The following is a 24,751-nucleotide window of genomic DNA, read 5'->3' as shown; positions in this document are numbered from 1 at the left end:
TAATGATATGAAAAGATTAATCATAATAATGTGCCTTTGCAACCTATTGGGCTTTGCTACAATTGCCCAGGAAATTGGTGCAAACGATTCCCATTCCAATAAAGAAAAACTTTACATCAGGGAAAACATAACCCTCCATTTTAATTCGCCCGAGCCGATACAGTATGTAGATATTTCCAGCGAAGGACTGGTGGGTGATTTGCCTTTGGACAATGTTTTCCGTATTAAAATGCAGGAAATCAGTGCAGCAGACAATATGGAATCTAAGCAGAATCTTGGAGTAGTGACCATTGTCGGCCAAAAATTCATAGCCCAATATGAAGTGCAATATGCTTCAGGCAATCAGGATTTGCCCACATTGCTAGAAATCACCCCTGAAAACATGAGTCCTTTAGGTATTGGGCTGGTACCGCTTACTCAAAATGAATTGAGAGAATTTTCAATGGATGCTTATAAGAGAAAAGAGAATGAAATTGGCCTTTACAATTCCCAATATGGCATCACTGGCAATGTCAATCATATCCATACCCTGGATGATTACATTTTCCTAGACATTACCTATACCAACGAAACCAATCTGAAATTTGATATTGACCAGATCAGGTTTAGAGTGGAGGATAAAAAAATAGCCAAGGCTACCAATGTACAGGCCATAGAAATGGTGCCTGTATTTACCCTTTTTGAAAAGGAAAACTTCAAAAGGAAGTACCGAAACATTTATGTGTTGGAAAAATTCTCCTTCCCCAATAACAAGGTGCTTTCCATAGAACTAACCGAAAAACAATTGTCCGGAAGGACTTTGATACTTGAAATAGATTATTTCGACCTATTAAATGCAGACACTTTATAGGAATTCCTCTCACGCTGTAATTAGTATCTATTAGAGGTTTGACCAAATGGGGCAACACTAGCCAGGGAAGAACTGCATGCCCTTCAATTCCTTAATTTACTTTAGATAAGCTAGGTGCATTTTAGCTCCCTTAATACGGTTTTGGGATTTATAATAGTGAATGAAATTGGCAACTGAAATCAGATTTCGCCTATTAAAAAAGGAGCAACGGGCCATTGTGATGCTAGTTAATGTTATCAAAAAACCTGAAATAAATGGAACAGAAAAGACAATTGGAAAAGCTCCATGGATTGATCCAGTTTATGGTCTACAGCATGGTTTTCCTTGAAATATTTCTCTTTATCTATAGCCATAAGTTGCTGTTGGAGGAAGGAATAGGCATCCAGCTTGTGCCCATTATAGACAAGTTGATGAATTTACCTATTTATCAAAATCTTCTTTACAGTAAATTGGCCATATTATTGGTCCTCTTTTTGGCAGCCATTGGCACTCTTTCAAAAAAGGAATTGCACCTAAACCCCAAAAAGCAAATTGTATTTCCTTTGATTTTAGGGTTTGGCTTTTTCATTGGCTCACTGTATTTCTATTCCCTGGAAACCAGTTCTATTATCTTACCTTATACCAGCTGGCCTGATCTAGCCTTTGGCTTTTCATCCCTTCTGGGAACGGTATTGATCCATACCTCCTTAGACAATGTTTCCAAACTGATCAAGAGTGGACTTGGAAAAGATGAATGGAACATTGAAGGAGAGTCTTTTATGCAGGAGAAGGAGAAACTTAATACGCCCTACTCGGTCAATATACCCATGCAGTTTTATTATAAAAAGCGGATTCGGAATGGTTGGATCAATATTGTCAATCCTTTCAGAGGTACCCTGCTGATAGGAACCCCGGGAAGTGGTAAGTCATACAGTGTGGTAAATCCTTTCATCCGACAAATGATAGCCAAAGGCTATACCATGTGTCTTTATGACTTTAAATTTCCGGATTTGGGACAGATTGCTTACCATCATTATTTATTGGCCAAGCAGCAAGGGAAAATCCAAAATCATAGATTTTTAGTAGTGAATATGGATCAGGTAGAGTATTCTAAGCGGATCAATCCTCTTAAACGTGAATACCTTCAAACCTTGGCAGATGCTTCAGAGACTGCAGAAGCCATTGTGGAATCTCTACAGAAAACGGAATCATCCGGCGGTTCGGATAAGTTTTTCACCCAATCTGCTGTCAATTTCTTGGCCTCAGCCATTTATTTTGTTTCAAGGCATCAGGAAGGTAAATACTCCACTTTTGCACACCTCCTTGCTTTTTTAAATAGGACTTATGAAGAAATATTTACCTGTTTATCGACATTGCCGGAGCTGGAATCCCTGCTGAGTCCTTTTCGAAGTGCCCTGGAAAAAAGAGCCTTTGAGCAGTTGGAAGGTCAAGTGGGTACCTTGAAAATCTTTATATCAAGATTGAATACTAAAGAAACAGCTTGGGTGTTTTCCGGAGATGATTTCGACCTGAAAATTTCAGATCCCAAATCTCCGGCCATATTGGTGCTCGCCAACAGCCCATCCACTCAAAACATCAATTCCACCTGTTATTCGGTGATAGTAAACCGACTGACACGGCTAATCAATACCAAAGGCAATTTACCAGTAGCCATTGTGGCAGATGAAGCACCAACCCTTTATATCCATCGGGTGGAGAATTTGATTTCTACCGCCAGAAGCAATAAGGTAGCCGTGTTATTGGGTTTGCAAGAACTTCCTCAGCTCAAGCAACTTCAGGGCAAGGATACTGCCACAACCATGACAGCCGTAATCGGCAATGTGTTGAGCGGGTCAGTGCGGAACAAGGAAACATTAGAATGGCTTGAACGGATGTTTGGAAAACGAAAACAACTGGGAGAAAGTGTTTCTATTGACCGTACCAAAACTTCCATTTCATTGAGTGAAAAATACGATCCCCTGATTCCAGCAGGAAAAATTGCCGGTATGCAGACAGGAGAGCTGGTGGGGCTATTGGCGGCTGATGCTAGTAAATTCAATGGCAGCTATAAAACCTCCAATATTCACTGCAGGGTTAATCTTGATCCTCAGGAAATAAAACACGAGGAAAGAAATTACCGACCCATTCCGAAATGCTATGACTTTAAAGGAAAAAAAGAACAAGTGCTGACCCGGAATTTTATGCGGATCAGGGAAGAAGTAGAGAACATCATTGATTACTATACCGCATCTGCTTAAGTAAATTAAACTTTAAAAAAACACATATTTCGTGAATTTAAAAGAAGGAAAAACAATGCAGTCTTTAATGAGAAAACTGGACCGCCTTGAGACAGAAAAGCAAGTTGAATTGACAACTGAGGAGGCCCGAATGTATCAGGTTGATGCACAGGATGAACTTCCCCCGGAAGACCATGTTGAACCCTTTAATCCTCTCGAGAATGGCAGCTGAAATCCAAAAAATGCACGAAGCTGTAGCAGAGAAAATCATTGCCCAACTGAAAGAAGGAACGGCTCCCTGGCAACTACCTTGGGAAAAATCGACAGCAGCATTTGATAAGCCGCAAAATGCAGTCACCGATAAAGCCTATAGAGGTTTAAACGCTTTATACCTTCAACTTTTTTCTCCCTTTGAAGATCCCAGATGGGCTACATTCAAGCAAGCACAGTCACAGGGTTGGCAGGTACAAAAGGGCGCAAAAGGAATGGCCATCAACTTTGTCAAAACCCACCAGTTTTATCCGAAAAAAGATGAGAAGGGCAAACAGGTATTGGATGAAAACGGGAAGCCTGTCAAAGTACGTAGTACATTAAATCCTCCCATGGTCACCAAAGCCTGGGTTTTTAACGCCGAACAGATCAAGGGGGTACCACCGATAGCAAAAAGCCAAGAGATCAGCCAATGGGAAAAACTAAACAGGGTAGAAAGCCTGGTAAAAAACACCGGTGCCAGCATTGCACATGTCCATGGAAATAGAGCCTATTACTCACCCCTGGGGGATAATATCAGAATGCCCGAAAAGACACAGTTCAAGTCTTCCGACAGGTATTATGCCACCCTTCTACATGAGTTGGGTCATTGGACAGGGCACAAGGACCGGTTGGATCGTAGTATTATGAACAGCTTTGGTACACAGGAATACGCAAGAGAGGAACTAAGAGCTGAAATCGCCAGTATGATGTTGGGATCCGAGCTGCAGATTGGTCATGATCCTAGACAACACCTGGCCTATGTGGACAGCTGGATTAAAATCCTTACCGAGAAACCCTTTGAAATCCATCAGGCAGCTTCAGATTCACAAAAGATCATGGATTACCTAATGACCTTCGATAGAAAAAAAGAATTGAAGCAGATTGCTTCGAAAAGCTCCGCATCGGATACTGAGCCGGTATCAGAATTGTCCCACCAGCCGGAAGTTAAAGTACAAAAACAAGAATTGGAAACCACTTTAAAATTTGGAAGATGATCAAGGAAAAAACATTACCTATGAAAGACCTGAAAATATTTGGGATTTATAAAGATGGAAAATTTACCATTCCTAAAGAACAGGTAAAAGCCTTGCAGGAAGGTAAAATGACGGATGTAGTAGCCCTTAAAAACCTGAAAGGAAAAGATATACAAATAGATAACCTTCCGGCCAGGCTCTCCATAGTAAGAGGAGATGATGGCCATCCTTCTTTAAGAATAGATCCGGTGTACAAGTCCCCCAATTCCCACCCACAACTCTCTACAGAGGAGAAAGAGCGACTTATCAAGGCAGAGATTGCCAATATTCGTAAAAACTATGTAGACAAAAACGGAAATGTTAGGACGGAAATCATTGCATATGATAAAGGTACCAAGCAGTTTATGAGCTATGACCCCAGGGCGGTGAAGGCACCTGAAGCTGTTAATAACAAAAAATTGACAGCAGAGCAAAAAAGGAAATACAAGGAAGGGGAAATGGTAGAATTGCCCGATGGTACTCAGTTTCAGTTCTCCACAACCGATCGAAAAGGCATACGCTCCAACCGGAATGGCTTGGTATTGTCTGTCCTATTGGATGGAGGCTTATCCTATTTATTGTTTACCGGAATAGGGAGGATGTTAGGTCGGAAAAGTGGTGAGGAACAATCCTATTCAAAAGGTTATCAGGATGCACTACAAAAGGTACAGAAGCAAATTGAGAGAAGAATTGCTATTAACCCTAATGATAAGGATGCCTTGAGGGATAGGAACAATGTCCGAGAGGAAATGTCAAAAGTTGGAACCCAACCCGCTAAATATCAAAATAGGAGTGGTGATGAAGTAAAACGCTTTAACTCCATAGATACAGAAGAAGGTAGGAATCCTAATATGAAATCAGAAGACGATGAACACCGACAGAGAAAAATTTGAGCTTTTGGAAAGCCTTGGGGTGAGTAGGGAAGTACAGCAGCTGTTTTCGGAAGTTTTGCGGGAAGATGAAAAAGGCAGGTTGATTGCAGATTACCTTAACGAACATGGAGATGTAGTGGATCATGAAGTTATTGCTGTGCTTAATCATAAATTGTCCTCCAGGGGAGTCCTTTATTTCTCACCAGCTGAGCCTGAAAACATCAGGGCACTGTATATATCTGATGCATTTATGCCTTTGATTTACCTGGTACAAAGAAAAATGGGGTGTTTGAATTTCGCCTATTCTGCATTTCTGGCCATAGGAGCTAAAATGGATAAAAGACTACTTCTAAAAGGAGTTGAACATTTCCCAAAAGGAGTAAAAATTTATACTGTATTTGGTCATTCCCTATTAGGTCGGGTTAGGGACTGTAAGGTTCAACATTGGTTGAAAGGGGAGGATTGCCTTTTTAAGATTGAAGACAATAGGGTAGTTGCATCCTTTAAAGGGAAGGAATTTTGTATGCCAGTAGGGGAGTTTTCATTAAGAAATCATTGCAGGCAGATAGGGCAGAGACAAACGGTAAGTACTTGTAAACCTTTTGATAAAAATATTGATAATTTTTATATGTTTTATTATTTTTAAATATTCAAATACAATATTATTTTAATTTAAATACCGTTAAAATTTTAAATATGCAATAAACATCCTTTTAATGTTTTGAATAAGAATAACCAAATTAACCTACTGTTATGCGAAGATTAAAGACCCTCATTTTTTATGCCTTCATTTTTTTAGCAATCTCTTGCAACAATGAGCCTGATGAGGCACCCTTAATTGAAAAAACAGCCCGAATAGAAATTGCTTTTGAAGGAAGTGTGGAACAGTACCTCATTAATTTCGGCGTCCACTCCCTCTACCAAGGCCAAAGCGGTTTTGTCAGTGCAACCATCATTCAGCCTGGAGACCTGGAATGGACCCAAGTCATTGATCAAGCCAATACCTTTAACCTTTCCACCTCTGCCACCTTTTCCGAACTTATCGTGGAATCAGAAGAGCCCGTTCATACCTTTGGCTTTATTTTTAACGTAGTCCACACCGGAGATATTCCTGATGAAGACTTTGAGGATTTAAGTGCTACTATCAGGGTTTTTGGAGACAATGCCGAAGTTCAGACCTATCAATATGTTGCTAGGCCGGTAGGGGAGGTCTCGGAGACTTTGAGTGAGGTGGTGAGGTTTTAAAGCGAATAATAAATGGATAGAATTACGTTGAATTACCTACTTATTTAGAATAGGCATGGTCTTCTGATAAATTATAAAATCGCTAAAATTATGAGTATTTAGGAGATCTTTTCTGATTTTTACGTTGTTCAAGTGCAAGGTATTATGAAAAAGAACTCCAATAGGTGCGAACCACGCAGCAAGTATTTAAGTCCAAATAAGCTTTCTTTTTCCGGGTTTGAGACTCCTTTTTATAAACACCTCTATCCGAAAAACCAGTGGGTTTTTCTTACTGCGCAGTTAACTTAGGATCACCTTGTTGGAATATTCAATAAAAGTAATCCGCCAAAATCAAGTGGACGACCCGGCCTTAATCCACATGTACTGATCGGTACTGTGATCATTAAAAATATTCTCAATCTTGACGACCGTGAGACAGTTTTCCAAATTACCGAAAACATATATCCCGCATTGCGGGACAAGTTATGCAGTATTTTCTTGGCTACAGTTCCTATATCAAAGAGCCACCCTTTGATCCTTCTTTGTTTGTAGATATCAGAAAGGGGCTAGGTCATCAATTCCTTGGGGATATGAATGAAATGATCCACGAGTTTTCTATGGAAAGGCCAGCCAAAAAAGAGGAAAAGAATACCAGAAAGAAAAATAGCGATGATGACCCTGCCGACGGAGATCCTGAAAACAGAGGCAATGTCATCTAAGATGCGACAGTCTGTACCCAGGATATCGCTTATCCTACCGATCACCATCTGCTGAGCAAAGCCCGTGAGATCACAGAAGAGATCATAGATGGGCTTCACCAGAGGAAAAAGGAGGGAAAGAAACCAAGAACCTACCGGCAAAATGCCCGAAAAGCCTACCTGAAGTTGGCCCAAAATAAAAACCCATCAAATAAGACAATCCGTAAACGGGTAAAATCACAGTTTCAATATCTTAGAAGGAACTTTAAAACGATTGAAAAACAGCTAAACGGCTTTGAGATTTTCTCCCTTGAGCATAAGCTTCAGCTGAAGTACTGGATCATCCAGACGCTTTACCATCAACAGCTCAGGATGTTTGAAAGCAGAAGCCATCAAGTAGCCGACAGGATTGTAAGTATCCACGAAGCCCACGTACGTCCTATCGTAAGGGGAAAGTCCAGGGCAAAGACCGAATTTGGAGCCAGGATCCACCTGAGTTTAATAGAAGGGTATTCCTTTTTGGACACGGTATCCTGGGACGCTTTCAACGAAGGAACTCACCGTAAGGATTATGTGGAAAATTACCGGAAAAGGTTCGGCTTTTACCCTGCAAAGGTTCTGGCAGACAAACTATATTGTAGCCGGGAAAACAGAAAGTGGCTGAAAGAAAAAGGGATAAAACTCGCAGCCAAACCATTGGGCAGGCCCATTGCGCAGGCAGTGGAGAAACACGTAAGACCAGGAGAGAGGAACCCGATTGAAAACAAGCTTGGGCAGGCGAAGAATGCTTACGGAATGAACAGAATCAGAGCCAGACTAAAAACCACCAGTCAGTCGTGGATCGCCTCCATAATATTAGTGCTAAACCTGGTCAAATTGGCCGGGGAGGCACACCTATGGCTAAGTTTTTCAGCATGGGGGGTGTCTAAAAACACACTTATTGCAAGTTTTGAACTCATTCTGGAATACCTAATACCAAAAAACCAGCCCAGGTTACAATCTGGACTGGTTTGAGAAAGTTGGGTTACTTGAGTTTTTCAGCAGGCCCTACATATACAATTTATTAATAGATATTTTACAATTGAAAACACCCTTATAATTTAAAACGACCCTCCTTCTTAAAAATGTTGTAGCGAATCCCTAAATTACTAAAAATGGAGCCGCCAGTACTGATATTTTGATTGTCTTCTCCAAAAGCGAGATACATCGATATATGTTCATCAACGGCATATTCAACCAGAACGGAAAGTCGTTCTCGATTTTCCAATTTAATTCCAGCCACATTTTCTTCTTCCATGTATTTACCATTTAGGTATTCGATGGAAACCGTAAATCTGCTCTCTCCATATAACAATCGTAACCCGTACTCCTGAGATCTTTGATCAAGAGAATCCTTTTGTGTCCTGAAAACCCCAAGTAATGTGACATTGTTCATTGTAAAGGATGGTGTCACCCAAAAAGCCTGCGCGCGCTTTTGCAGATCATTGTCCGTTTCGGAATTTTGATGAGCACCGGCATAGGCTAACTCCAGCATAAATCCCTCCCGCTGGGGCGCAAATTGCTGCACTGCATCCTCGTCTACTGTCGCTTCCAATTCATTAATTCGACGCACATTTTCTTGGTTCAATTCGCTTCTCCGTCTATTATACTCCGCGAGGATCTTCTGTTGCTTAGTTTCGTCCTCTAAAGCTTCAATCATTTCACTCTGCATGACGTTCTCCAGTTGACGGAGTTCTTCGGCATTTGCTTGTTGAAATGCTTTCGAATAATTTGAAAGGTCTTTCTCAATGCTTTCAATAGACTCGACTGACTTTTTAGCCATTTTCCCAGAAAATAAAAAGCATCTAACTCCATAGGAAAGGCCCCGCATCTCTTTTTCATCAATAGTTTTACTTGTCGTGGCAAAAGACAAAGATAGTGTCCTCATTAATGACTCTTCCAGACTGCGATCCACATCTTCCCTCCACGTAGTTGACCGTGCTGCTTTGCCCATCCAATAAGGCGATACTTCAATCGCGAAATTTTTCGGAAAACTTGTGAAGCCCTCAGTCGCATTATCTAGTGCCAATGTGAGATCTGCAGGGGTACTCGGTCTTTCTATACTGGTAGGCTGAACACCGAGCACTGTAAATGCTGGTGAATTAGGTGTTCGGATATTATCTATCGACGGGACCGTTCTTTTCTCATCCTGAGCCATTGCGTTTGCAGCGATAAGAAAGATATAAAGAGTGATATATATTTGCCTCATATTTACGACACAAAATAGGTGATAGAATAAACAACTTTATCGCTATGGTTATTCACGTTCTGATCGAATATGAACTGGCTCGGAAATCCTGGAACAAAATCATGAATAACAGAAGTTTTATTTGTCGCCAAATTAATATCTTGAACGGTTGTCGTACATACGATAATGGTTCCAGTTGTCACACTAAGAAGGTAATCACCATTGGGGGATGGCAATATATCTGTTGCACTTTGATTTGGTTGCCTTAGATAGACGTAGGATCCACCGGCCTGCATATAGCCGATGGTGATTCGAAGTGTAACAGAGACCGCACCTTGTGCGTTCAAAAGTTTTGAATCAGTAAAAGATATTGTAGCCATATAGTTATTTAGTGTGATATAGAAGTTAATTAACTTTTGCTTGCCATCCATTTCGGGCATCGATACATCCATTGCCACCACATCAGGTAAGGGTTCTCTATCCAATGAGTTCAAAGGCTAGTATTCCATTCCGTTCTTCCCATAGCAAAGTCAAACCCTCCCCCATTGCCAACTTGTCCCGGATATCCTGGCCAAGCTGGGCATTGTCTTCGACGAGTCCGACCTATATCATTCAGGGCAGAAAAGTTTAAATTGAATAAACAAATATATTGTTCTTGAAAACAGTTATCAATACGGCAAATGGCGTATTTTTAAGTAGATACGGGAATAATAACCTGTATCTGTGTTCCAAAATTTCCGGATTTTAAATCCATCGCCCCCCATTTCGACAGCTCTCCTTCGCATATATTCCAGTCCAAAACCACCACAAGACCGCTCCAGATCGAATCCCGATACATCGTCCTTTATTGTCAAGCTAAGCTTGGGTGGATTTATTCCCAGTTCAATATGTATCTCCTTTGCTTATGCATGCTTGACTACATTGGCAATGGCGTCCTGGGTTAACCGCAACAGGTGCATGGCCGCCACTGACTAAAGAGGATAGCCGTTTCAGATAGGTTGGAACAATTCCATGTAAATTGGGATAGTCAATTTGGGATAATCCTAGTCTTCCCATAGATTTAGCAGAAAACTGTGCAGTTGTAGGGAAAATTCTGAACAGGTAATTTCTTCCCAATTTAAAATCCATAGTGTTTCCCGAAGGTTTTGGTTGGTGTCCCGGGTAAAATCCCTTAACCGGAGAAGTTGGTTCTATGGAGCTGATTCCGGAAACCACAGGATGTCCAACGTAGAAATTATATGGGTAAGCTGGGAACCAATTCCGTCATGAAGTTCATGGGGCAAAAGTTTACTCTGCCCCCAAAGCTCATACTCCATTCGAAAGGTTTTAAGTTCTATTTCCTGCCGTCGGCTCTCTGCGTCTTAAAAAGAAAGTTTCGTGTTCTGTCTGTCTTTTCTTAATCACAATTGGGCAATCCTGGACCTTGGGTCTAATCGGACTAAACTTTCGACCTTAATTTTAACATTACCTACCTATCTTGGCTAAATTTTTACCGGATCTCAATCAAAAGTTAAATCATAATTTTTTCTTTGATTGTTGAGAGTAGTAATGAATTGACTTTCCACAAAAATCGCATAGGTTTTTACAGTTCCTTCAAATTCCAGTTTTTCAGACCCAGGGAGTTTGTCCCGGCTTTTACTTTCTTAGCCGTAAATGAAATGGGTTGGTTGATAGAAATAACAATTATTTATCGTCCAAAGATTTCGCTATTATCCAATCGTGAAGCCTCCCATTCGTATTATGGCTGAGCTTCTTTCACAGGAAGTGCAATTGTTACCTTGGCAATTTCTCCTGCGGGAACATTAACAATTTCAGACGCTTCAAGCTCTTCTCCTTTAATTATTCCCCTTATCAAAATTTTGTGTGGACCAGGTGACACGTATCCAATTTGATGTTTAGTCCCTTTAATTGTAGATACATTCATTCCATCTAATGTGACAGTAAATCCCTTTTCTGTTTCCATTCCATTAGTGACTGTAACATCAATTGCCCCATGCTTTGTTGCCTCTTGTTGACTTTTAACAGTACGTTCGATATCCGATAAACTCGTCTGAAATTCTGATATCCACGCTAATGTTTCCTGTTCAACCTGAGAGTCTACAGCTGAAATAAATTCCTTTAGTTTTTGGATTATCAATTGAGTTTGTTCATTTGTAGGTGATTTTCCGCCTAAGTTAGCAATCATCATAGTCCAATCTAATCGGAATTCCGAAAGTTGTTTCATCAAAATTTGTGCAGTCTTCATATAGCGCATCCAACCACTTGAAAAGCCAAAAAATTTATCAGTGGCAATGCAGCTTGCTGCTAATGCAAGAAAAAGATAACCAAGTTGTCCGATTATAGCTGCGAAACTATTAACCCATTGTTTTGTCTCGCTTGTGTCAATACTTAGAGCGCCTATAGATAAGAGGACAGGGGCAATCCCACCCAACGTTGCTAATATTATTGCAGTAAAACGGAGACTTCTAGACCACTTTGATTTTGAATCCTTACTCTCCAAATACCAACTCTTCGCTTCTTCAGCCTTCTGTTCTGCAAATCTGTATAATTTGTTAATAGAGGCTTCTCTCTCTTCGTCAGTTGTCCATTTTAGATTTTCGAATTCTATTTTATTAAGATTTTCATTCTCTTCGTTAGAATCCGAACTTATATTTTTATTAGGTTTTGTTTTTTTCATCCTTTAATTGCATCATTAATATTACTTATAACATATTATTTTGGCTAACAGGGATACCTTCGTCCTACCTTTATGAAAGACAGAAAAGGTAGGGAAGCAAAAAGGGTTACGCTTGAAAGCATTTTAAGTAGTTTGGCTCCGCCTTTTCTTGCCTTCCAATAGGAGGGCAGGCACTGCTCTAATGCGACAAGGAATTACAGTTTTGCCACCCTTAAGTCATTCTTCCGCTACATATAAAACAAAACCTTGATACGAAGAACAAAGCTTTACTGTATCTCTTTAATGGAAGGTAACTACTGGCTAACTTGAACTCATTACCGTCACCTGCCGTTTCCTTAATTTTTTGATAACCAGGGAAAAAATTATAATTTCCCAAGTATTTCTGTTATTCAATGCCGTTGCTTATTTTGCAAACGTGCCGCTGAATGAATCTGATTTAGATTCTTGTGGAGTGCATTCGTATTTATAGGTTAAAACATTCATAAATAAAGGCGATTTTTCAAAGTATCTCCTTTCCATTCCCCTTCACAATCGCCTCCTTCCCCGAATGCACCTGCAACTTCACATAAATATACTCTAAATGTTTCCTAACGGCTTTATCAGATATACACAAATAATCGACAATCTGCCGCACGGACATTCCCTTTTTTAGCCATTGGAGTACTTCTTGTTCCTTTTTGCTTAATTTTTTCGTTCCGGGAGAAAACATCCTGAATTTTTGATTCACCTTTCAAATACTTTAAAGCCATGCCTGCCAGTAATGGTGAAAGCGGCAGTCCACCTTCCAGCACATCGTCAATGGCATTGGTCAGGAAATGAGATTTTATTTCTTTAAGTAGGTAGCCGGATGCTCCTGCCTTTAAAGCTTCAAATGGTTTTTTCTCATCATCTATCACGATTAGCATCAGAATTTTAAGACCTGGATGTTTTTCCTTTGCCAGCATCATTACCTCAATACCGTCCTTCTCGGGCATGGAAACACCTATTAACACCAAATCCGGCAACTCACATTCCTCCAGTGCTTAAGTACCAAATTACAGTCACTCCTTCCCCCATTTCCAACTTATCCCGGGTATCCTGTCCAGGCTGGGGATTATCCTCAACGAGTCCGGTTTTTATCATTATTGATTGGGAAGAAATAAAATGTTTAAATCAAAGATAGGTTGTGTAATAACAACTGTCAATACGTCAAATGGCGTAATTTTAATGCCACTAAAGAAATGCTTACTTCCATGTTGGTTCCGCAATTACCTGACTCCAAATTCAAATCGCCTCCCATTTCAACGGCACGTTTGCGCATATTTTCCAACATGAATTCATTCGATGCATGATGCAGATTAAAACCTTTTCCGTTATCCCGAATAGTCAGAATAACTTTTGTTGGGTTAAATTCCAGATTTGTATTTACCTCGGAGGCTTCGCCATGTTTGATGATGTTGGCAATTGCCTCCTGTGTTATTCGAAAGAGGTGAATAGTATCCTTTGGGGAAAGAATCGGATTGTCGGTTACCTTAGTAAAGGTCAAGTTAGGCTTGGGATATCCTTGGTCCTCCCCCAGATTAAGTAAACTCTGAGTATTCGCAAAGCAAATTCTGAATAGGTTACTTCTTCCTGGTCTAAGATCCAGATTTTTCCCCGAAGATTTTGTTTGGTTTCCCAGGTAAAATCCTTTAGCCGGAGAAGTTGGTTCTTTATAGCCGATTCCGGAAACGACAACATGTCCAACCTGGAAATAAAAAAGGAAACCTGTGAACCAATGCAATCTTGAAGGTCACTGGCAAAATGTTCCCGCTTTCCGTAGACTCATTTTATATCCGTAAGGTTGGGAACTGTAAAAAGAGTCTCCGCTTTGCATTTGCAGACTGCTATTTGGGTAAAACAGAAGGTTGAAAGATTTCATAAGCGCCTTCCCTTCGCTAGTTAACTTCAGGTTGAAAAATAATTCATTTAATTTAAAATTCCGTTGAATTCAATCGATCGTTATTTTTCAATTACATACAAAATGGTTTTCTTGTGGTAACAGGTTAGGACACCATTTTGTAGCATCTACTAAATATGCGTCAGATTTCATTGATTTAATGTTATTTAGACTTTTATTGGCACTTTCAATACTATCAAATTCTATTACAGTTCGGTAGGCACCATTTCTTAAAATAATCTTAGTTTCATAATTATTAAATTTAATTCTTTCATATTCAGCCTCTTCTAATGTATTGTCACCACTAATTATAATATAAAATTTAGAAGGAGATTGATTGGGTAATTTTAATTCGGAATTTAAAGCAATGTCAACTTTGTTAATTCTATTTTGAAGAAGCTTAAACTGTAATTTTTGTTTCTCATCCCATTGTGAACTATCATTTTCAAGAATTTTTATTTGGTCAATTTTATATAGAGAGTCTTTTTTATTTAGATTATCAAAATCAATTTTTACTTCTTCGAAATATCTCACCCATCCTTCCCTTTGATCATTATCTACAGTTACACATTTGAAAAATTGTGCTAGCTTATATCGAGGACCTACATTATCATTTAAGATAATTAATTCAGTTAAATATTTATCTGAATAAAACTTTACCTCATCTAAGCTTTTATCTCTGCTTTTAAATTTCCAATCAATAATCATAGAAACTAAAACAAAGGCAACACTTACAATAAACCATTTTGCAAGCTCTACCCAATATTTAGTTTTTTCAAAATTTTCTTCTTCCATCTACATTTTAATTTTTAGTTAATCTACTAATTTATGATATTTCTTGTGTTATATTAATTTAAATTTTTTCTTAAATTTATCCCTTAACAGTTAATTTCATGTATTTCTATTAATATTATTGAATTAGGCGTTTCATAAATATCAAAAATACCCGTATATTTACTTTAAACAAGGATATTATGGAAAAAAGGTATAAGGGTCTCTCCATATTTGAATTTCAAAAGATGTACCCCACTGACAGAGAATGTTACAAATATTTGGCAGAGATGAAGTGGAAGAACGGCTTTATTTGTAAAAAATGCGGGCATACCCATTATTGTAAAGGCATTAAAGAGTTCGACAGACAATGCACAAAATGTCGCAGACTTGAATCCCCCACAGCGGGTACCCTTTTCCATCAGATAAAGTTTCCCATTCTAAAAGCCTTTTACATTGTTTATGATGTTTCCACCAGTAAAAACGGAATCAGCAGCTGCGAATTGAGCCGAAAGCTTGAACTGCGCCAAAAAACCTGCTGGCTTTTCAAACAGAAGGTCATGAAGGCAATGGAAAGTAGTCAAAATTTCCCCATGGTTGGTAAGGTTGAAGTGGACGAGACCTATGTCGGCGGACAAGACGACAAAGCATTGGGAAGGAACGAGGGCAAAAAGAAAATCATGGTTGTGGGCATAGAGAGGGGTGCGAAAGGAGTTGCGCGATGGTATGGTAGAGTAGTAGAAACCGCTTCTAAGGTTAACCTGGGAGGTTTTATGAGGGATCACATCAGCAGTAATGCAGAGGTCAAAACCGACTATTGGAGTGGTTATAAAGGCATGGAGACACATTTCCCAAAAATGACCCGTGAAAAATCCGGGAAGAAAGGGGAGAACTTTAAGCAGATGCACCGCGTGATCATGATGTTCAAAGCCTGGCTAAGGGGCACACATCATTCTGTTGTGAACTTGCAACCATACATTAACGAGTACACTTATAGGTTCAACCGCCACAAAATGGGCGAAGACATCTTCGAGAATTTAGTCCAAAGAATGGTGGCAAAGCCGCCATATCCTTATAAAGTATTTATTTACTAAGTGCCTAATTCAATAATATTATTTTGACTATAGAATACCAAAGGGAACTTTATTACCTCCCCATTTCCTTAACAATCGCCTCCTTCCCCGAATGAACCTGCAACTTTTCATATATATGTTCTAAATGCTTCCTAACCGTCTTATCAGAAATAAATAACTGTTCTCCAATCTGCCGCACCGACATCCCTTTCTTAAGCCATTGCAACACCTCCTGCTCCCTTTTACTTAATTTTTCCATTCCAGGAGATAAACTTTCTTGGGTTTTCGGTTTCCCTTTTAAATAATTCAATGCCATGCTTGCCAATGAAGGAGAAAGGGGAAGGCCGCCTTCCAATACATCGTCAATCGCATTAATCAGTAGATGCGGTTTTACCTCTTTGAGCAAATAGCCAGACGCGCCAACCCTTAGGGCTTCAAAGAGCTTCTTTTCATCATCCATTACCGTCAGCATCAGAATCTTCAAATCAGGATATTTTTGTTTGGCTAATCTTGTAGCTTCTATCCCATCCATTTCCGGCATCGATACATCCATTAACACCACATCAGGTAAGGGTTCTCTATCCAATGCGTTCAAGGCTAGTATTCCATTGCGCTCTTCCCATAATAAAGTCAGACCTTCTCCCATTGCCAACTTGTCCCGGATATCCTGGCCAAGCTGGGCATTGTCTTCAACGAGTCCGATCTTTATCATTTTTTTGAAGGGGTAGAGATAAATTGATATTATCAAATATAAAGTATAAGATAATAGCTGTCAATACGTCAAATGGCGTAATTATTAAGTGGTTACAGGTATGATAACCTGTATTTCTGTTCCTGAATTTCCGGATTTTAAATCCATACCGCCCCCCATTTCTGCAGCCCTCTGGCGCATATTCTCAAGTCCGAATCCATATGAGGATTTCTCTGAATCGAAACCGATGCCATTGTCTTTAATCATCAGTTTTAGTTGAGGTGGATTAATTCTCAATTCAACTACTATTTCATCGGCCTGAGCATGTTTAATTATATTCGCAATTGCTTCCTGAGTTAGTCGCATCAGGTGCACGGCTACTTCTGGTGAAAGGATGATATTTTCAGATGGATTTGAACAGTGCCATTTTAACTGGGGATATTTCTCATCTTCCCATAGGTTCTGTAGAAAACCATGCAGCCTCAATGCGAATTGGGAACAAGTAACTTCTTTCTTATTTAAAATCCATATGGTTTCCCGAAGATATTGGTTGGTATCCCTAGTGAAATCACGTAACTGTTGAAGTTGTTTTTGCTGTGAATTGTCTGCTATTATAGAAAGGATGTCTAACCTTGAAATAATATGGGTAAGTTGAGAACCTATGCCATCATGCAGGTCTCTAGCAAGATGTTCTCGTTGTCCATGGAGTTCGTTGCTTATACGTAACGAGGAAATTTTTAATTCTTGCAATTCACGCTCGGCATCCCAAAAAGCTTTTTGCTGCTCTAAATACAGCAAGGTTTGTTTATCCTGAGTGTCCCTTATTTCCTTTTGATGAAAGATCCATCCAATCGCAATAAGCAGAACTTGGGCTGTAAGTGCTATCCTTATAAGTAGGATATCTGGAATAGGGAGATATGCTTCATTTAAATTGACCGAGTTAATATTGGCGACGAAAAACGCAATTACTAATGCCTCAGAAACCAACAAAAGCCAGACAGGTTGGAATTTTCGCTTTAATGCGTCTCCTAAATAACTAGCCCAAAGAACGCTGATAACTATTATCAAGAGTATTCCGAACCAATAACCAGTACTGTAAAGAATGTTATAGGAATTGCTGTAGCCGTAATTGGTTAGCATAACACAACCGCCAAGGCCAGCGAAAAACCACCAGGGGCTGATCCGAATCCACCATTTCATCGATTGGCTGGGAATGACCAGAAATTTTCGACTAAACAATAAGAAAAAACAAATGCCCAGATTAAGAAGATGTGGGTTTTGTATGGGGTTGTAATACTTGTACAACGATGGTGCAAGGTATATTCCCCATCCATCTATTAGTAAAGCATATAACGAAAAGCAAGTAATATAGGCTGCAAAATAAAAATAGATGCGCTTTTGTTGGATAAAATAGGCAGCCAGGGAGACAAAAAGAACTGTTAAAATCATTCCAGTAAAAATCGCCCACCTCCAAATGGATTCGTTTGAATAATGGATAAATTCTGGCTGATTCCAAAATTTTACAAAATATTCCATAGGATAACCTGCAAAATTATTCCCTTGGATAATCACATCAAAGTTTTGATTATTCTTTATAGGAAGCGCAGTCAGAAAATAGAGGTGCTTCAGCGGATTATAATTTACTTTAGCCAAATGAGAGAATCCAGTGGCCGGAAACTCATGAATCTTACCGGCATCGTCAATTAGCCATATTTTTAAATTATCAATTAATGGAGTCTGCAACTCCATAAGTAAGGGTTGGGTTGTTTTACTTTTTACCTTTATATAAACCCATCCAGAACCGCTGTTATTGTCGAAGTTGATAGCAGAAACTTCTTTCCATTCCTCTTTGGGTAACGTAAGGATATCGTGAAGGGTATATAGAGCGTTGGCATTATAAAATTGAAAAATTTGTTTTACCATCACAGGAGATTTAATGGTAATGCTGTTCATTCCCCTTCGCTGGTTTAACACCCACCAGCAACCAATACCTAGAAGCCCTACAATGAGCAAAATCTGGGGCACGAATTTAAAAAACGTCCGATTGGTTTTAATAAAAATTACAGTTAAAATAAAAAATTATACCAACTACAATTTAATTATATTTTTCCACATTTTTATGTTTGTTAAATATATTAATGGTATAATTTTTATAGTGTAGATAAATTAATTACTTCTATTAAGGTTGTTGACAATCTGTATAATTTAAAATACAACAGAAAATTTGTTTTTAGGAGATGTAGCGAATCAATGACTCACCAAGGGTATGGGCTATTTCTTCACATGCATCCGGTTTGATTATCTGAAATGTTCTAAGGAACTACGGCATAATAGGACCTGAGTGACTGGGATGCTTTATTCCGTTCCTCCTTGTGCTTAGTGAAAACTTCCCCCGCGCATCATTCATTTATCCTCCAACGCCTACAGTAAGTACATTATGAAACGTTTTAATCTATTATCAGAAACCACCTCGTGGGTGACTGCGAATCTGAAAGAAGCTGGCGGCAAATATTGGTTCCTAGGAACAGAAACTTCGTATAAGTCAGATCTGTGTGGGTGATGTTGCAAAAGAAACAAAAGCCCAATACTACACAAGACATAATCGTAAATGGAGAGGCTACAATAATAGAAAACGAATGACCTTACCCTTAGAGATCTGAAATGGAAGTTGTATATTTCCTAGCATTGCGTGTAATTTGAATAGCAATCACTCGCTTATAATTATTATTTGAAAATGGATATGAAAGAATTATTATTAAAATTTGGAATAGACTGCGCTGAGGATGCTGTTTATGAATATGCCTCAAATGCTTTGGACTGGTGGGATAGTGAAAATAGAACCTCTATTGAAATTGAACTTCATCAAATTGAAGATGGATTGAAATCAATTAGTATAATATTCTGTCCAGATGTTGAAAGAATAGTTGAGAGAAAAAAGGTGTTTTCATCATCATTTAATGGTAAGGGGATTAAGAAAAATGCTTTGGTAGCAAAGGCAGTTTTTGAAAATATTAATTGCAAATTTGGATTACCTTTTTCTGATGAACAAAATGCCTATATTACAACCAAAGCCTCTGAATCCGAGTTAGTTTTAGATTGTATTTTGAACTTAATTGGACAAAAAGTACCAACATTTAAGATTGATTTAAATGAATCAAATCGAGAAGAAAGTTCATTCGAAGTTGGGGATACTCTTGAACACTTTATTGCAATGATGGATATGAATTCAACAGACTTTACTAAAGAGAATATCATTGCCTCCCTTAAAGTGGTAATAAATTTTGAAGGCGATGAATATTTGGATGAATTAAAAAATGATATAACTAGTGGAAAAGAATTTGACTATGAAGTAGAATATGGAGTGAATAAAGAAAAACTAAATTTAATTAAAGAAACAATAATAAACTACACACAATCCCTTCGTTCATGAAAGGGGAGTTTTTTGTCCGTTTTAAATCCCAACCAGTACCTTTTGTCTCAAATCTAATCCTACCCTTAGATTAATATAATACATAAAACTTGGCGAATCAATGACTCACCAAAATTATGGGCTATTTTTTCACATGCATCCGGTTTGACTGTCTGAGATGTTCCAAGGAACTACGGCATAATAGGAGCTGTATTACCGAGATGCATTATTCCGTTCCTCCTTGTGCATAGTGAAAAACTCCCCATGGAATGGGCTTATCATTCATTTAGCCCTCCAGCGCCAGGAGATTTAAAGTCGGTAAGCTCATTATGAAACGTTTTAATCTATTATCAGAACCCACAGAAATGCTTTATAATCAGGGGAAATCTGCCATGACAGACTACCATATCATCGCTGCTATAGCGAATATTCATGTAGACAAAGCTCGGGAGATCCTTGCCCTGGCAAACAATAAACTATCTGAATTGGCCAAATGGGACATGGAAAGATGGCTGAAAATAGAAGGGATAGGATATGCAAAGGCCACGGCTATGGTAACTTCATTTGAATTGGGTAGAAGAAGGATGTATGAACAACCAGATAAAAAAATTAAGATCAATTGTTCCCAGGATGTTTACAATTGTATGAAACCCTTCCTTTATGACGAAGTGGTTGAACACTTTTACATCGTATTGCTAAACCGAAACAATCAAGTACTCAAACTTCATAAAATCAGCTCAGGAAGTACCAACGCTACCCTGGCCGATCCCAAACTAATTTTCAAAAAAGCACTCGACCATCTGGCCGCAGGAATCATCCTTGTACACAATCATCCTTCCGGAAACCTTAAACCTTCCGAAGCAGACAAAAGGCTAACCAATAGGATGACCGAAGTTGGAAAAAATCTGGAAATGCCAGTACTGGATCATTTGATTTTTACAGATGGTTCTTACCTTAGTTTTGCGGATGAAGGCCTGTTATAGGTCTTTTTTTTAATAAAGGAAAAGGACCTGCCTTTATCTAATATTATTCGAGAGAGTTCAAATAGACAAATTTCGTTTCCGAGTCCAAGTTTTTATCAAAATGACCCGCACGTTCTTTCTTAAATTTTTTGTGGTAAGTAACGAACAGGTTCATAAACTTAGATTGGCCTGTAGAGTGGTCAATTCATTTTTGAATGTATTAATTATAGCTATTTTCTAACTTTTCTATCCAAAAGGCATTTATTTAAGGCATAGTAGGTCTTGGAAAAAATTGTTCCAAAATGATTATTATTGATTTTTAAACCAATCAGGCGCATCTGGTAAATTAGCCAGATTGAATGAAAGTATAGTTTTTCCCATGTCAGCAATGGCAACGAGGGTAAAGGAACCTACTGAATAAAATCCCAATTCAGCCTTTTTGTTTTTTACAGGAACTTTTACGACACGATCTATATAGGTTGGATGAAATACAAAAGTAATTAACCCACTTAATGGATTACCGCCTGTAACATTAATAACCTGTGCGGAAATGATTAAACCAGAACTTGAGTCGTCTTTAGGACGTGAAATGGTTTTTAGGACTAACCTTCTACCATTAATTTCCGGTGTAGCTTCTGGAAAAAGGTCAAAACCTGGGTCACTTTCCCATTTTGATTCCATCAACCTTATTTTTTCTACCTTCTCACGAAGTTCAGCAGGCCATTCCTTCTCATCATTTTCAATTTCCACAGCACCCCTTACAGTTATTTCATTTTTTGATGTAAAATTGCGTGATTTAACGAAATCCCCTTTTGTTAATAAATCTGTTATTTTTTGGTATTCCTCAACTTCGCTCTTTTGTTTCGCAATCTTCTGGTCCTGGTTTTGTATAGACTTGGTCATTCTCAATAGCGAATCATTTATCCCTTTATCGGCATTCATTTGAATTCCACCATAATATATCCTTGTCCATAGATAACTTGAGATAAATCCTAAAACTAAGAAAATCAAGATTACACTAATAGTGAGAATCTCAACATTGGATACAGACTGATTCATATTGGAATCTACAATTTCACCAATGCTCAAAAGCAAATCTACAATTTCGCGAAATTCAACTAGACCAATACCAATGATGATTTTAGTTAACCAATCTGAAATTTGCTCAAGGTTTGTGCTTGGCTGATATCTTAGGCTTGAACTTTCTAATAAATCATCACTTTGATTCGAATATGGAGAGATCGGTGGAGGATCATTTTGATTGAATATAGAAGATTTAGGTATACCAAAAATAAAACCCAATAGCATACCCACTACAAAAGAACTTAAACCTAAAATAACTTCAATGACGACTAAGTTTATTGAGGAAGTTGATAAATAAAATATAAATAGAAAAAAAATCGAAAGACCTAAAATTAGATACAAAATCCACCAAGGAATAATTTCACTGGAATTCTGAGGATTATCACTAACCAAATCATCCTTTCCATTCAAACCTTCTTTTGCGCCCATAAAAACCGATTAAAATTTCGGATTAAATATATCATTTCTAATTGAATTTCAAATATCCATTTACCTTTTTCCCTATAAAACATTCCGAAAACAAAATAAAAGATGATATTTTGAATTTTTTAATAATAATATTCGGATTACAATAGCTCTTTTTCTTATTCCCTACGCAAAGTAGCTTTCTGTAAAAGTACTTTTTAGAAAATCGGTAAAAAATGGCAAAACCAATGACTCACCAAAGGTATGGGCTATTTTTTCACATGCATCCGGTTTGACTATCTGAAATGTTCCAAGGAACTACGGCATAATAGGAGGTGATCGACAGAGATTTTTTTATTCCGTTCCTCCTTGTGCTTAGTGAAAAACTCCCCATGGCATGGGCTTATCATTCATTTAGCCCTCCAGCGCCAGGAGATTTAAAGTCGGTAAGCACATTATGAAACGTTTTAATTTATTATCAGAACCCACAGAGATGCTTTACAACCAAGGGAAATCTGCCATGACAGACTTCCATATCATCGCTGCTATAGCGAATATTCAAGTAGACAAAGCTCGGAAGATTCTTGCCCTAGCAAATAATAAACTATCGGAATTGGCCAAGTGGGACATGGAAAGATGGTTGAAAATAGAAGGAATCGGATATGCTAAGGCCACAGCTATGGTAACTTCATTTGAATTGGGTAGAAGAAGGATGTTTGAACAGCCGGATAAAAAAATCAAGATCAATTGTTCCCAGGATGTTTACAATTGTATGAAACCTTTCCTTTATGACGAAGTAGTGGAACACTTTTACATTGTATTGTTAAACCGAAACAATCAAGTACTCAAACTCCATAAAATCAGCTCAGGAAGTACCAATGCTACCCTGGCCGATCCCAAACTAATTTTCAAAAAAGCACTTGACCACCTGGCCTCAGGAATCATCCTGGTACACAACCACCCTTCTGGAAACCTTAGGCCTTCCGAAGCAGACAAGAGATTAACCAAAAGGTTGACCGAAGCTGGAAACAGTTTGGAAATGCCAATACTGGATCATTTGATTTTTACAGATGGTACTTACCTGAGTTTTGCGGATGAAGGCCTGTTATAGGTCTTTACCGTAAAATTGTGAATGGGAGTTTAATAAGAAGGATTTCCATTCACTTTGTTTGAAATTTTTCACTCACTTCCTAGTTAAACTACCTTTAATAAAAGGTAAAAAATGATCTTTGAATTTTTTATTTTCCGCATTGCAGGTTTTGGCGTTAAGAATTCCGGGTAGTGCGATGGGAAGGACAGAGGCATGTTTGACGAGGGGTTAGAATGAAATTTTGAATCTTTTGTAAAGTAATTTAAAAAACCCCGAGGAGTTTGCCTATGTGCGGGTGGCACCAGGAATTTAGCCAAAATATGCACAGCGGCGGGGTTTTTTGGTTACTTTTTTGATCCCGATTCGTTTCACTGCTCGGGACATGCACTGCAGCAAAAAAGTGACAAGGAAAGGAATGGAAAGATGCCAAATTTGCCCAAACCAAAGGAAGCAATTCTCAGATACTTAAATGAAGTTTGAAAATTGTGTCACTTAATAAAATATCAAAAAACACCTATCACCCACTTACTCAATATCACCAATAGGATAGGAGTACAGCTTTTGGCAATGGCTTTCGAAAATTTTGTGTTGAAATAGAAGTAAAGAGATACCAGGCCAAATGCGGTAACTGCATGTAAGAACCCGATCAGGAATGCCAAAACGTTATCCTGATGAAGGTAGAAAACGATTTGTTGGGGTAGAGCAAATGACAGAAGACCGATAATATATCCCCAAGTAAAGGATTTGGTCTTTTGTGGTACAACGGCTTCCCTACATAGTGGACATGTAAACACATGGTCCTTTTTTACTTTTAGGATCACCCGAAAAGGCAGTTTTTGTTCACAATGGGGGCAGGTAAATGATTCTTTTTTCTCCATAACTCTCAAATAGTACCGAATTAAATGACTTAGAGGGGAACATATATTGATATTGTAAACATTTGTTTCAACTTTCTAAACAAAAGTATAGAAATAGTACCTATTTTCAAAACAGTTATTTAAAGTTTAGCAACAAAAGTATCGACTGTCTAAATTAGTGTATTATAAAACGATACTTTCATGACAGAATTGGGCTTGTATTTGGCCAAAAGGACAGTAAACAAAGCAGAAGTTTCCAGGCGCACAGGCATCAGCAAATCCCGCCTCACCCAGCTGACTTCCAACGATTCTGCCAAGCTTCGGGCGGACGAACTTTACCTTATTGCCTTGGCCATCAATACGGATCCGGGGGAGATGTTTAAGGAGTTGTTTGAGGGGTTGGGGTTGAAGGGGAAGAAGGATTAAAAATAAGATTTAAAGAGAGATTCTAAGCAAATAAAAT

General features: G+C 38.5%; 25 protein-coding genes. 15 read left to right on the top strand and 10 right to left on the bottom strand.

The genetic code is table 11. The annotated features are described in order from the left end of the window. The first annotated feature begins 7 nt into the window (after positions 1–7). From traN to AAC073_RS12785, 10 genes are all read left to right on the top strand, one after another. A complete protein-coding gene (gene traN, locus AAC073_RS12830; protein WP_339924236.1) occupies positions 8–850 on the top strand; it encodes a conjugative transposon protein TraN in 843 nt (280 codons plus the stop codon). A gap of 254 nt (positions 851–1,104) precedes the next feature. Next, entirely contained in the window at positions 1,105–3,087 is a 1,983-nt protein-coding gene (locus AAC073_RS12825; protein WP_339924235.1) for a type IV secretion system DNA-binding domain-containing protein, read from the top strand. A gap of 55 nt (positions 3,088–3,142) precedes the next feature. Next, a complete protein-coding gene (locus AAC073_RS12820) occupies positions 3,143–3,298 on the top strand; it encodes a hypothetical protein (RefSeq protein WP_339924234.1) in 156 nt (51 codons plus the stop codon). Continuing rightward, complete coding sequence (locus AAC073_RS12815) at positions 3,288–4,313, top strand: zincin-like metallopeptidase domain-containing protein (RefSeq protein ID WP_339924233.1); 1,026 nt, start codon at positions 3,288–3,290, stop codon at positions 4,311–4,313. The genes AAC073_RS12820 and AAC073_RS12815 overlap by 11 nt, the downstream gene beginning before the upstream one ends. Beyond that, positions 4,310–5,224: a DUF4099 domain-containing protein gene (locus AAC073_RS12810; RefSeq protein ID WP_339924232.1), complete on the top strand. Its 915-nt coding sequence runs from the start codon at positions 4,310–4,312 to the stop codon at positions 5,222–5,224. Before AAC073_RS12815 ends, AAC073_RS12810 begins: the two co-directional genes overlap by 4 nt. After that, on the top strand, positions 5,199–5,849 hold the full coding sequence (locus AAC073_RS12805; protein WP_339924231.1) for a hypothetical protein: 651 nt from the start codon (positions 5,199–5,201) through the stop codon (positions 5,847–5,849). The genes AAC073_RS12810 and AAC073_RS12805 overlap by 26 nt, the downstream gene beginning before the upstream one ends. A gap of 107 nt (positions 5,850–5,956) precedes the next feature. Then, on the top strand, positions 5,957–6,448 hold the full coding sequence (locus tag AAC073_RS12800; RefSeq protein ID WP_339924230.1) for a hypothetical protein: 492 nt from the start codon (positions 5,957–5,959) through the stop codon (positions 6,446–6,448). Between the two features lie 375 nt (positions 6,449–6,823). Continuing rightward, positions 6,824–6,979, top strand: coding sequence for a hypothetical protein (locus AAC073_RS12795; protein ID WP_339924229.1), 156 nt, complete (start codon positions 6,824–6,826; stop codon positions 6,977–6,979). Further along, complete coding sequence (locus AAC073_RS12790) at positions 6,913–7,146, top strand: hypothetical protein (protein WP_339924346.1); 234 nt, start codon at positions 6,913–6,915, stop codon at positions 7,144–7,146. Before AAC073_RS12795 ends, AAC073_RS12790 begins: the two co-directional genes overlap by 67 nt. 165 nt (positions 7,147–7,311) lie before the next feature. Then, the gene (locus AAC073_RS12785) at positions 7,312–8,139 is read left to right on the top strand and encodes a transposase (protein ID WP_339924228.1); all 828 of its coding nucleotides are present in this window, start codon (positions 7,312–7,314) and stop codon (positions 8,137–8,139) included. Positions 8,140–8,218: 79 nt separating this feature from the next. Here AAC073_RS12785 and AAC073_RS12780 read toward each other — a convergent pair whose 3' ends face one another. The 6 genes from AAC073_RS12780 to AAC073_RS12755 form a co-directional block, all read right to left on the bottom strand. Next, positions 8,219–9,052 carry a hypothetical protein gene (locus AAC073_RS12780; RefSeq protein ID WP_339924227.1) on the bottom strand — a complete coding sequence of 278 codons (834 nt, stop codon included), beginning with the start codon at positions 9,050–9,052 and terminating at the stop codon, positions 8,219–8,221. A gap of 323 nt (positions 9,053–9,375) precedes the next feature. Continuing rightward, on the bottom strand, positions 9,376–9,837 hold the full coding sequence (locus tag AAC073_RS12775) for a hypothetical protein (protein ID WP_339924226.1): 462 nt from the start codon (positions 9,835–9,837) through the stop codon (positions 9,376–9,378). 1,253 nt (positions 9,838–11,090) lie between these two features. Further along, entirely contained in the window at positions 11,091–12,029 is a 939-nt protein-coding gene (locus tag AAC073_RS12770; protein WP_339924225.1) for an SLATT domain-containing protein, read from the bottom strand. Between the two features lie 599 nt (positions 12,030–12,628). Further along, the gene (locus AAC073_RS12765) at positions 12,629–13,021 is read right to left on the bottom strand and encodes a response regulator (protein WP_339924224.1); all 393 of its coding nucleotides are present in this window, start codon (positions 13,019–13,021) and stop codon (positions 12,629–12,631) included. Positions 13,022–13,209: 188 nt separating this feature from the next. Then, on the bottom strand, positions 13,210–13,791 hold the full coding sequence (locus AAC073_RS12760) for an ATP-binding protein (RefSeq protein ID WP_339924223.1): 582 nt from the start codon (positions 13,789–13,791) through the stop codon (positions 13,210–13,212). 225 nt (positions 13,792–14,016) lie between these two features. After that, the gene (locus AAC073_RS12755; protein WP_339924222.1) at positions 14,017–14,742 is read right to left on the bottom strand and encodes a hypothetical protein; all 726 of its coding nucleotides are present in this window, start codon (positions 14,740–14,742) and stop codon (positions 14,017–14,019) included. A gap of 179 nt (positions 14,743–14,921) precedes the next feature. Between AAC073_RS12755 and AAC073_RS12750 the strand changes: the two genes are divergently transcribed. Then, entirely contained in the window at positions 14,922–15,812 is an 891-nt protein-coding gene (locus AAC073_RS12750) for an IS1595 family transposase (protein WP_339924221.1), read from the top strand. A 52-nt stretch (positions 15,813–15,864) separates the two neighbouring features. Here the strand turns inward: AAC073_RS12750 and AAC073_RS12745 are convergent, their stop codons facing one another. Further along, positions 15,865–16,503: a response regulator transcription factor gene (locus tag AAC073_RS12745; RefSeq protein ID WP_339924220.1), complete on the bottom strand. Its 639-nt coding sequence runs from the start codon at positions 16,501–16,503 to the stop codon at positions 15,865–15,867. Positions 16,504–16,587: 84 nt separating this feature from the next. Beyond that, positions 16,588–18,435, bottom strand: a complete 1,848-nt coding sequence (locus tag AAC073_RS12740; RefSeq protein ID WP_339924219.1) for a sensor histidine kinase — start codon at positions 18,433–18,435, stop codon at positions 16,588–16,590. Positions 18,436–19,222: 787 nt separating this feature from the next. Between AAC073_RS12740 and AAC073_RS12735 the strand changes: the two genes are divergently transcribed. Continuing rightward, positions 19,223–19,912, top strand: a complete 690-nt coding sequence (locus tag AAC073_RS12735) for a hypothetical protein (protein ID WP_339924218.1) — start codon at positions 19,223–19,225, stop codon at positions 19,910–19,912. A gap of 308 nt (positions 19,913–20,220) precedes the next feature. After that, entirely contained in the window at positions 20,221–20,874 is a 654-nt protein-coding gene (gene radC, locus AAC073_RS12730) for a DNA repair protein RadC (RefSeq protein WP_339924217.1), read from the top strand. Between the two features lie 288 nt (positions 20,875–21,162). Here radC (AAC073_RS12730) and AAC073_RS12725 read toward each other — a convergent pair whose 3' ends face one another. Next, on the bottom strand, positions 21,163–22,365 hold the full coding sequence (locus AAC073_RS12725) for a pYEATS domain-containing protein (protein ID WP_339924216.1): 1,203 nt from the start codon (positions 22,363–22,365) through the stop codon (positions 21,163–21,165). Positions 22,366–22,798: 433 nt separating this feature from the next. Between AAC073_RS12725 and radC (AAC073_RS12720) the strand changes: the two genes are divergently transcribed. Next, on the top strand, positions 22,799–23,452 hold the full coding sequence (gene radC, locus AAC073_RS12720) for a DNA repair protein RadC (RefSeq protein ID WP_339924215.1): 654 nt from the start codon (positions 22,799–22,801) through the stop codon (positions 23,450–23,452). Between the two features lie 482 nt (positions 23,453–23,934). On the opposite strand, the gene AAC073_RS12715 is transcribed toward radC (AAC073_RS12720), so the two are convergent. Next, entirely contained in the window at positions 23,935–24,309 is a 375-nt protein-coding gene (locus tag AAC073_RS12715) for a hypothetical protein (RefSeq protein WP_339924214.1), read from the bottom strand. A 180-nt stretch (positions 24,310–24,489) separates the two neighbouring features. On the opposite strand from AAC073_RS12715, the gene AAC073_RS12710 reads away from it, so the two are divergent. Beyond that, positions 24,490–24,714, top strand: a complete 225-nt coding sequence (locus AAC073_RS12710; RefSeq protein ID WP_339924213.1) for a helix-turn-helix transcriptional regulator — start codon at positions 24,490–24,492, stop codon at positions 24,712–24,714. The last annotated feature ends 37 nt before the right edge of the window (positions 24,715–24,751 follow it).

The organism is uncultured Cyclobacterium sp. (genome assembly GCF_963977555.1).
Classification (GTDB): Bacteria; Bacteroidota; Bacteroidia; order Cytophagales; family Cyclobacteriaceae; genus Cyclobacterium.
The sequence above is the reverse complement of the archived record's forward strand: the minus strand, read 5'-3'. Positions and strand labels throughout refer to the sequence as shown.

What these genes read in the sequence shown, in the direction of transcription:
- traN (WP_339924236.1), top strand. Translation starts at nt 8, where the DNA reads ATGAAAAGATTAATCATAATAATGTGCCTTTGCAACCTATTGGGCTTT.
- AAC073_RS12825 (WP_339924235.1), top strand. Translation starts at nt 1,105, where the DNA reads ATGGAACAGAAAAGACAATTGGAAAAGCTCCATGGATTGATCCAGTTT.
- AAC073_RS12820 (WP_339924234.1), top strand. Translation starts at nt 3,143, where the DNA reads ATGCAGTCTTTAATGAGAAAACTGGACCGCCTTGAGACAGAAAAGCAA.
- AAC073_RS12815 (WP_339924233.1), top strand. Translation starts at nt 3,288, where the DNA reads ATGGCAGCTGAAATCCAAAAAATGCACGAAGCTGTAGCAGAGAAAATC.
- AAC073_RS12810 (WP_339924232.1), top strand. Translation starts at nt 4,310, where the DNA reads ATGATCAAGGAAAAAACATTACCTATGAAAGACCTGAAAATATTTGGG.
- AAC073_RS12805 (WP_339924231.1), top strand. Translation starts at nt 5,199, where the DNA reads ATGAACACCGACAGAGAAAAATTTGAGCTTTTGGAAAGCCTTGGGGTG.
- AAC073_RS12800 (WP_339924230.1), top strand. Translation starts at nt 5,957, where the DNA reads ATGCGAAGATTAAAGACCCTCATTTTTTATGCCTTCATTTTTTTAGCA.
- AAC073_RS12790 (WP_339924346.1), top strand. Translation starts at nt 6,913, where the DNA reads ATGCAGTATTTTCTTGGCTACAGTTCCTATATCAAAGAGCCACCCTTT.
- AAC073_RS12780 (WP_339924227.1), bottom strand. Translation starts at nt 9,052, where the DNA reads ATGAGGACACTATCTTTGTCTTTTGCCACGACAAGTAAAACTATTGAT.
- AAC073_RS12770 (WP_339924225.1), bottom strand. Translation starts at nt 12,029, where the DNA reads ATGAAAAAAACAAAACCTAATAAAAATATAAGTTCGGATTCTAACGAA.
- AAC073_RS12755 (WP_339924222.1), bottom strand. Translation starts at nt 14,742, where the DNA reads ATGGAAGAAGAAAATTTTGAAAAAACTAAATATTGGGTAGAGCTTGCA.
- AAC073_RS12750 (WP_339924221.1), top strand. Translation starts at nt 14,922, where the DNA reads ATGGAAAAAAGGTATAAGGGTCTCTCCATATTTGAATTTCAAAAGATG.
- AAC073_RS12745 (WP_339924220.1), bottom strand. Translation starts at nt 16,503, where the DNA reads ATGATAAAGATCGGACTCGTTGAAGACAATGCCCAGCTTGGCCAGGAT.
- AAC073_RS12740 (WP_339924219.1), bottom strand. Translation starts at nt 18,435, where the DNA reads ATGAACAGCATTACCATTAAATCTCCTGTGATGGTAAAACAAATTTTT.
- AAC073_RS12735 (WP_339924218.1), top strand. Translation starts at nt 19,223, where the DNA reads ATGAAAGAATTATTATTAAAATTTGGAATAGACTGCGCTGAGGATGCT.
- radC (WP_339924217.1), top strand. Translation starts at nt 20,221, where the DNA reads ATGAAACGTTTTAATCTATTATCAGAACCCACAGAAATGCTTTATAAT.
- AAC073_RS12725 (WP_339924216.1), bottom strand. Translation starts at nt 22,365, where the DNA reads ATGGGCGCAAAAGAAGGTTTGAATGGAAAGGATGATTTGGTTAGTGAT.
- radC (WP_339924215.1), top strand. Translation starts at nt 22,799, where the DNA reads ATGAAACGTTTTAATTTATTATCAGAACCCACAGAGATGCTTTACAAC.
- AAC073_RS12715 (WP_339924214.1), bottom strand. Translation starts at nt 24,309, where the DNA reads ATGGAGAAAAAAGAATCATTTACCTGCCCCCATTGTGAACAAAAACTG.
- AAC073_RS12710 (WP_339924213.1), top strand. Translation starts at nt 24,490, where the DNA reads ATGACAGAATTGGGCTTGTATTTGGCCAAAAGGACAGTAAACAAAGCA.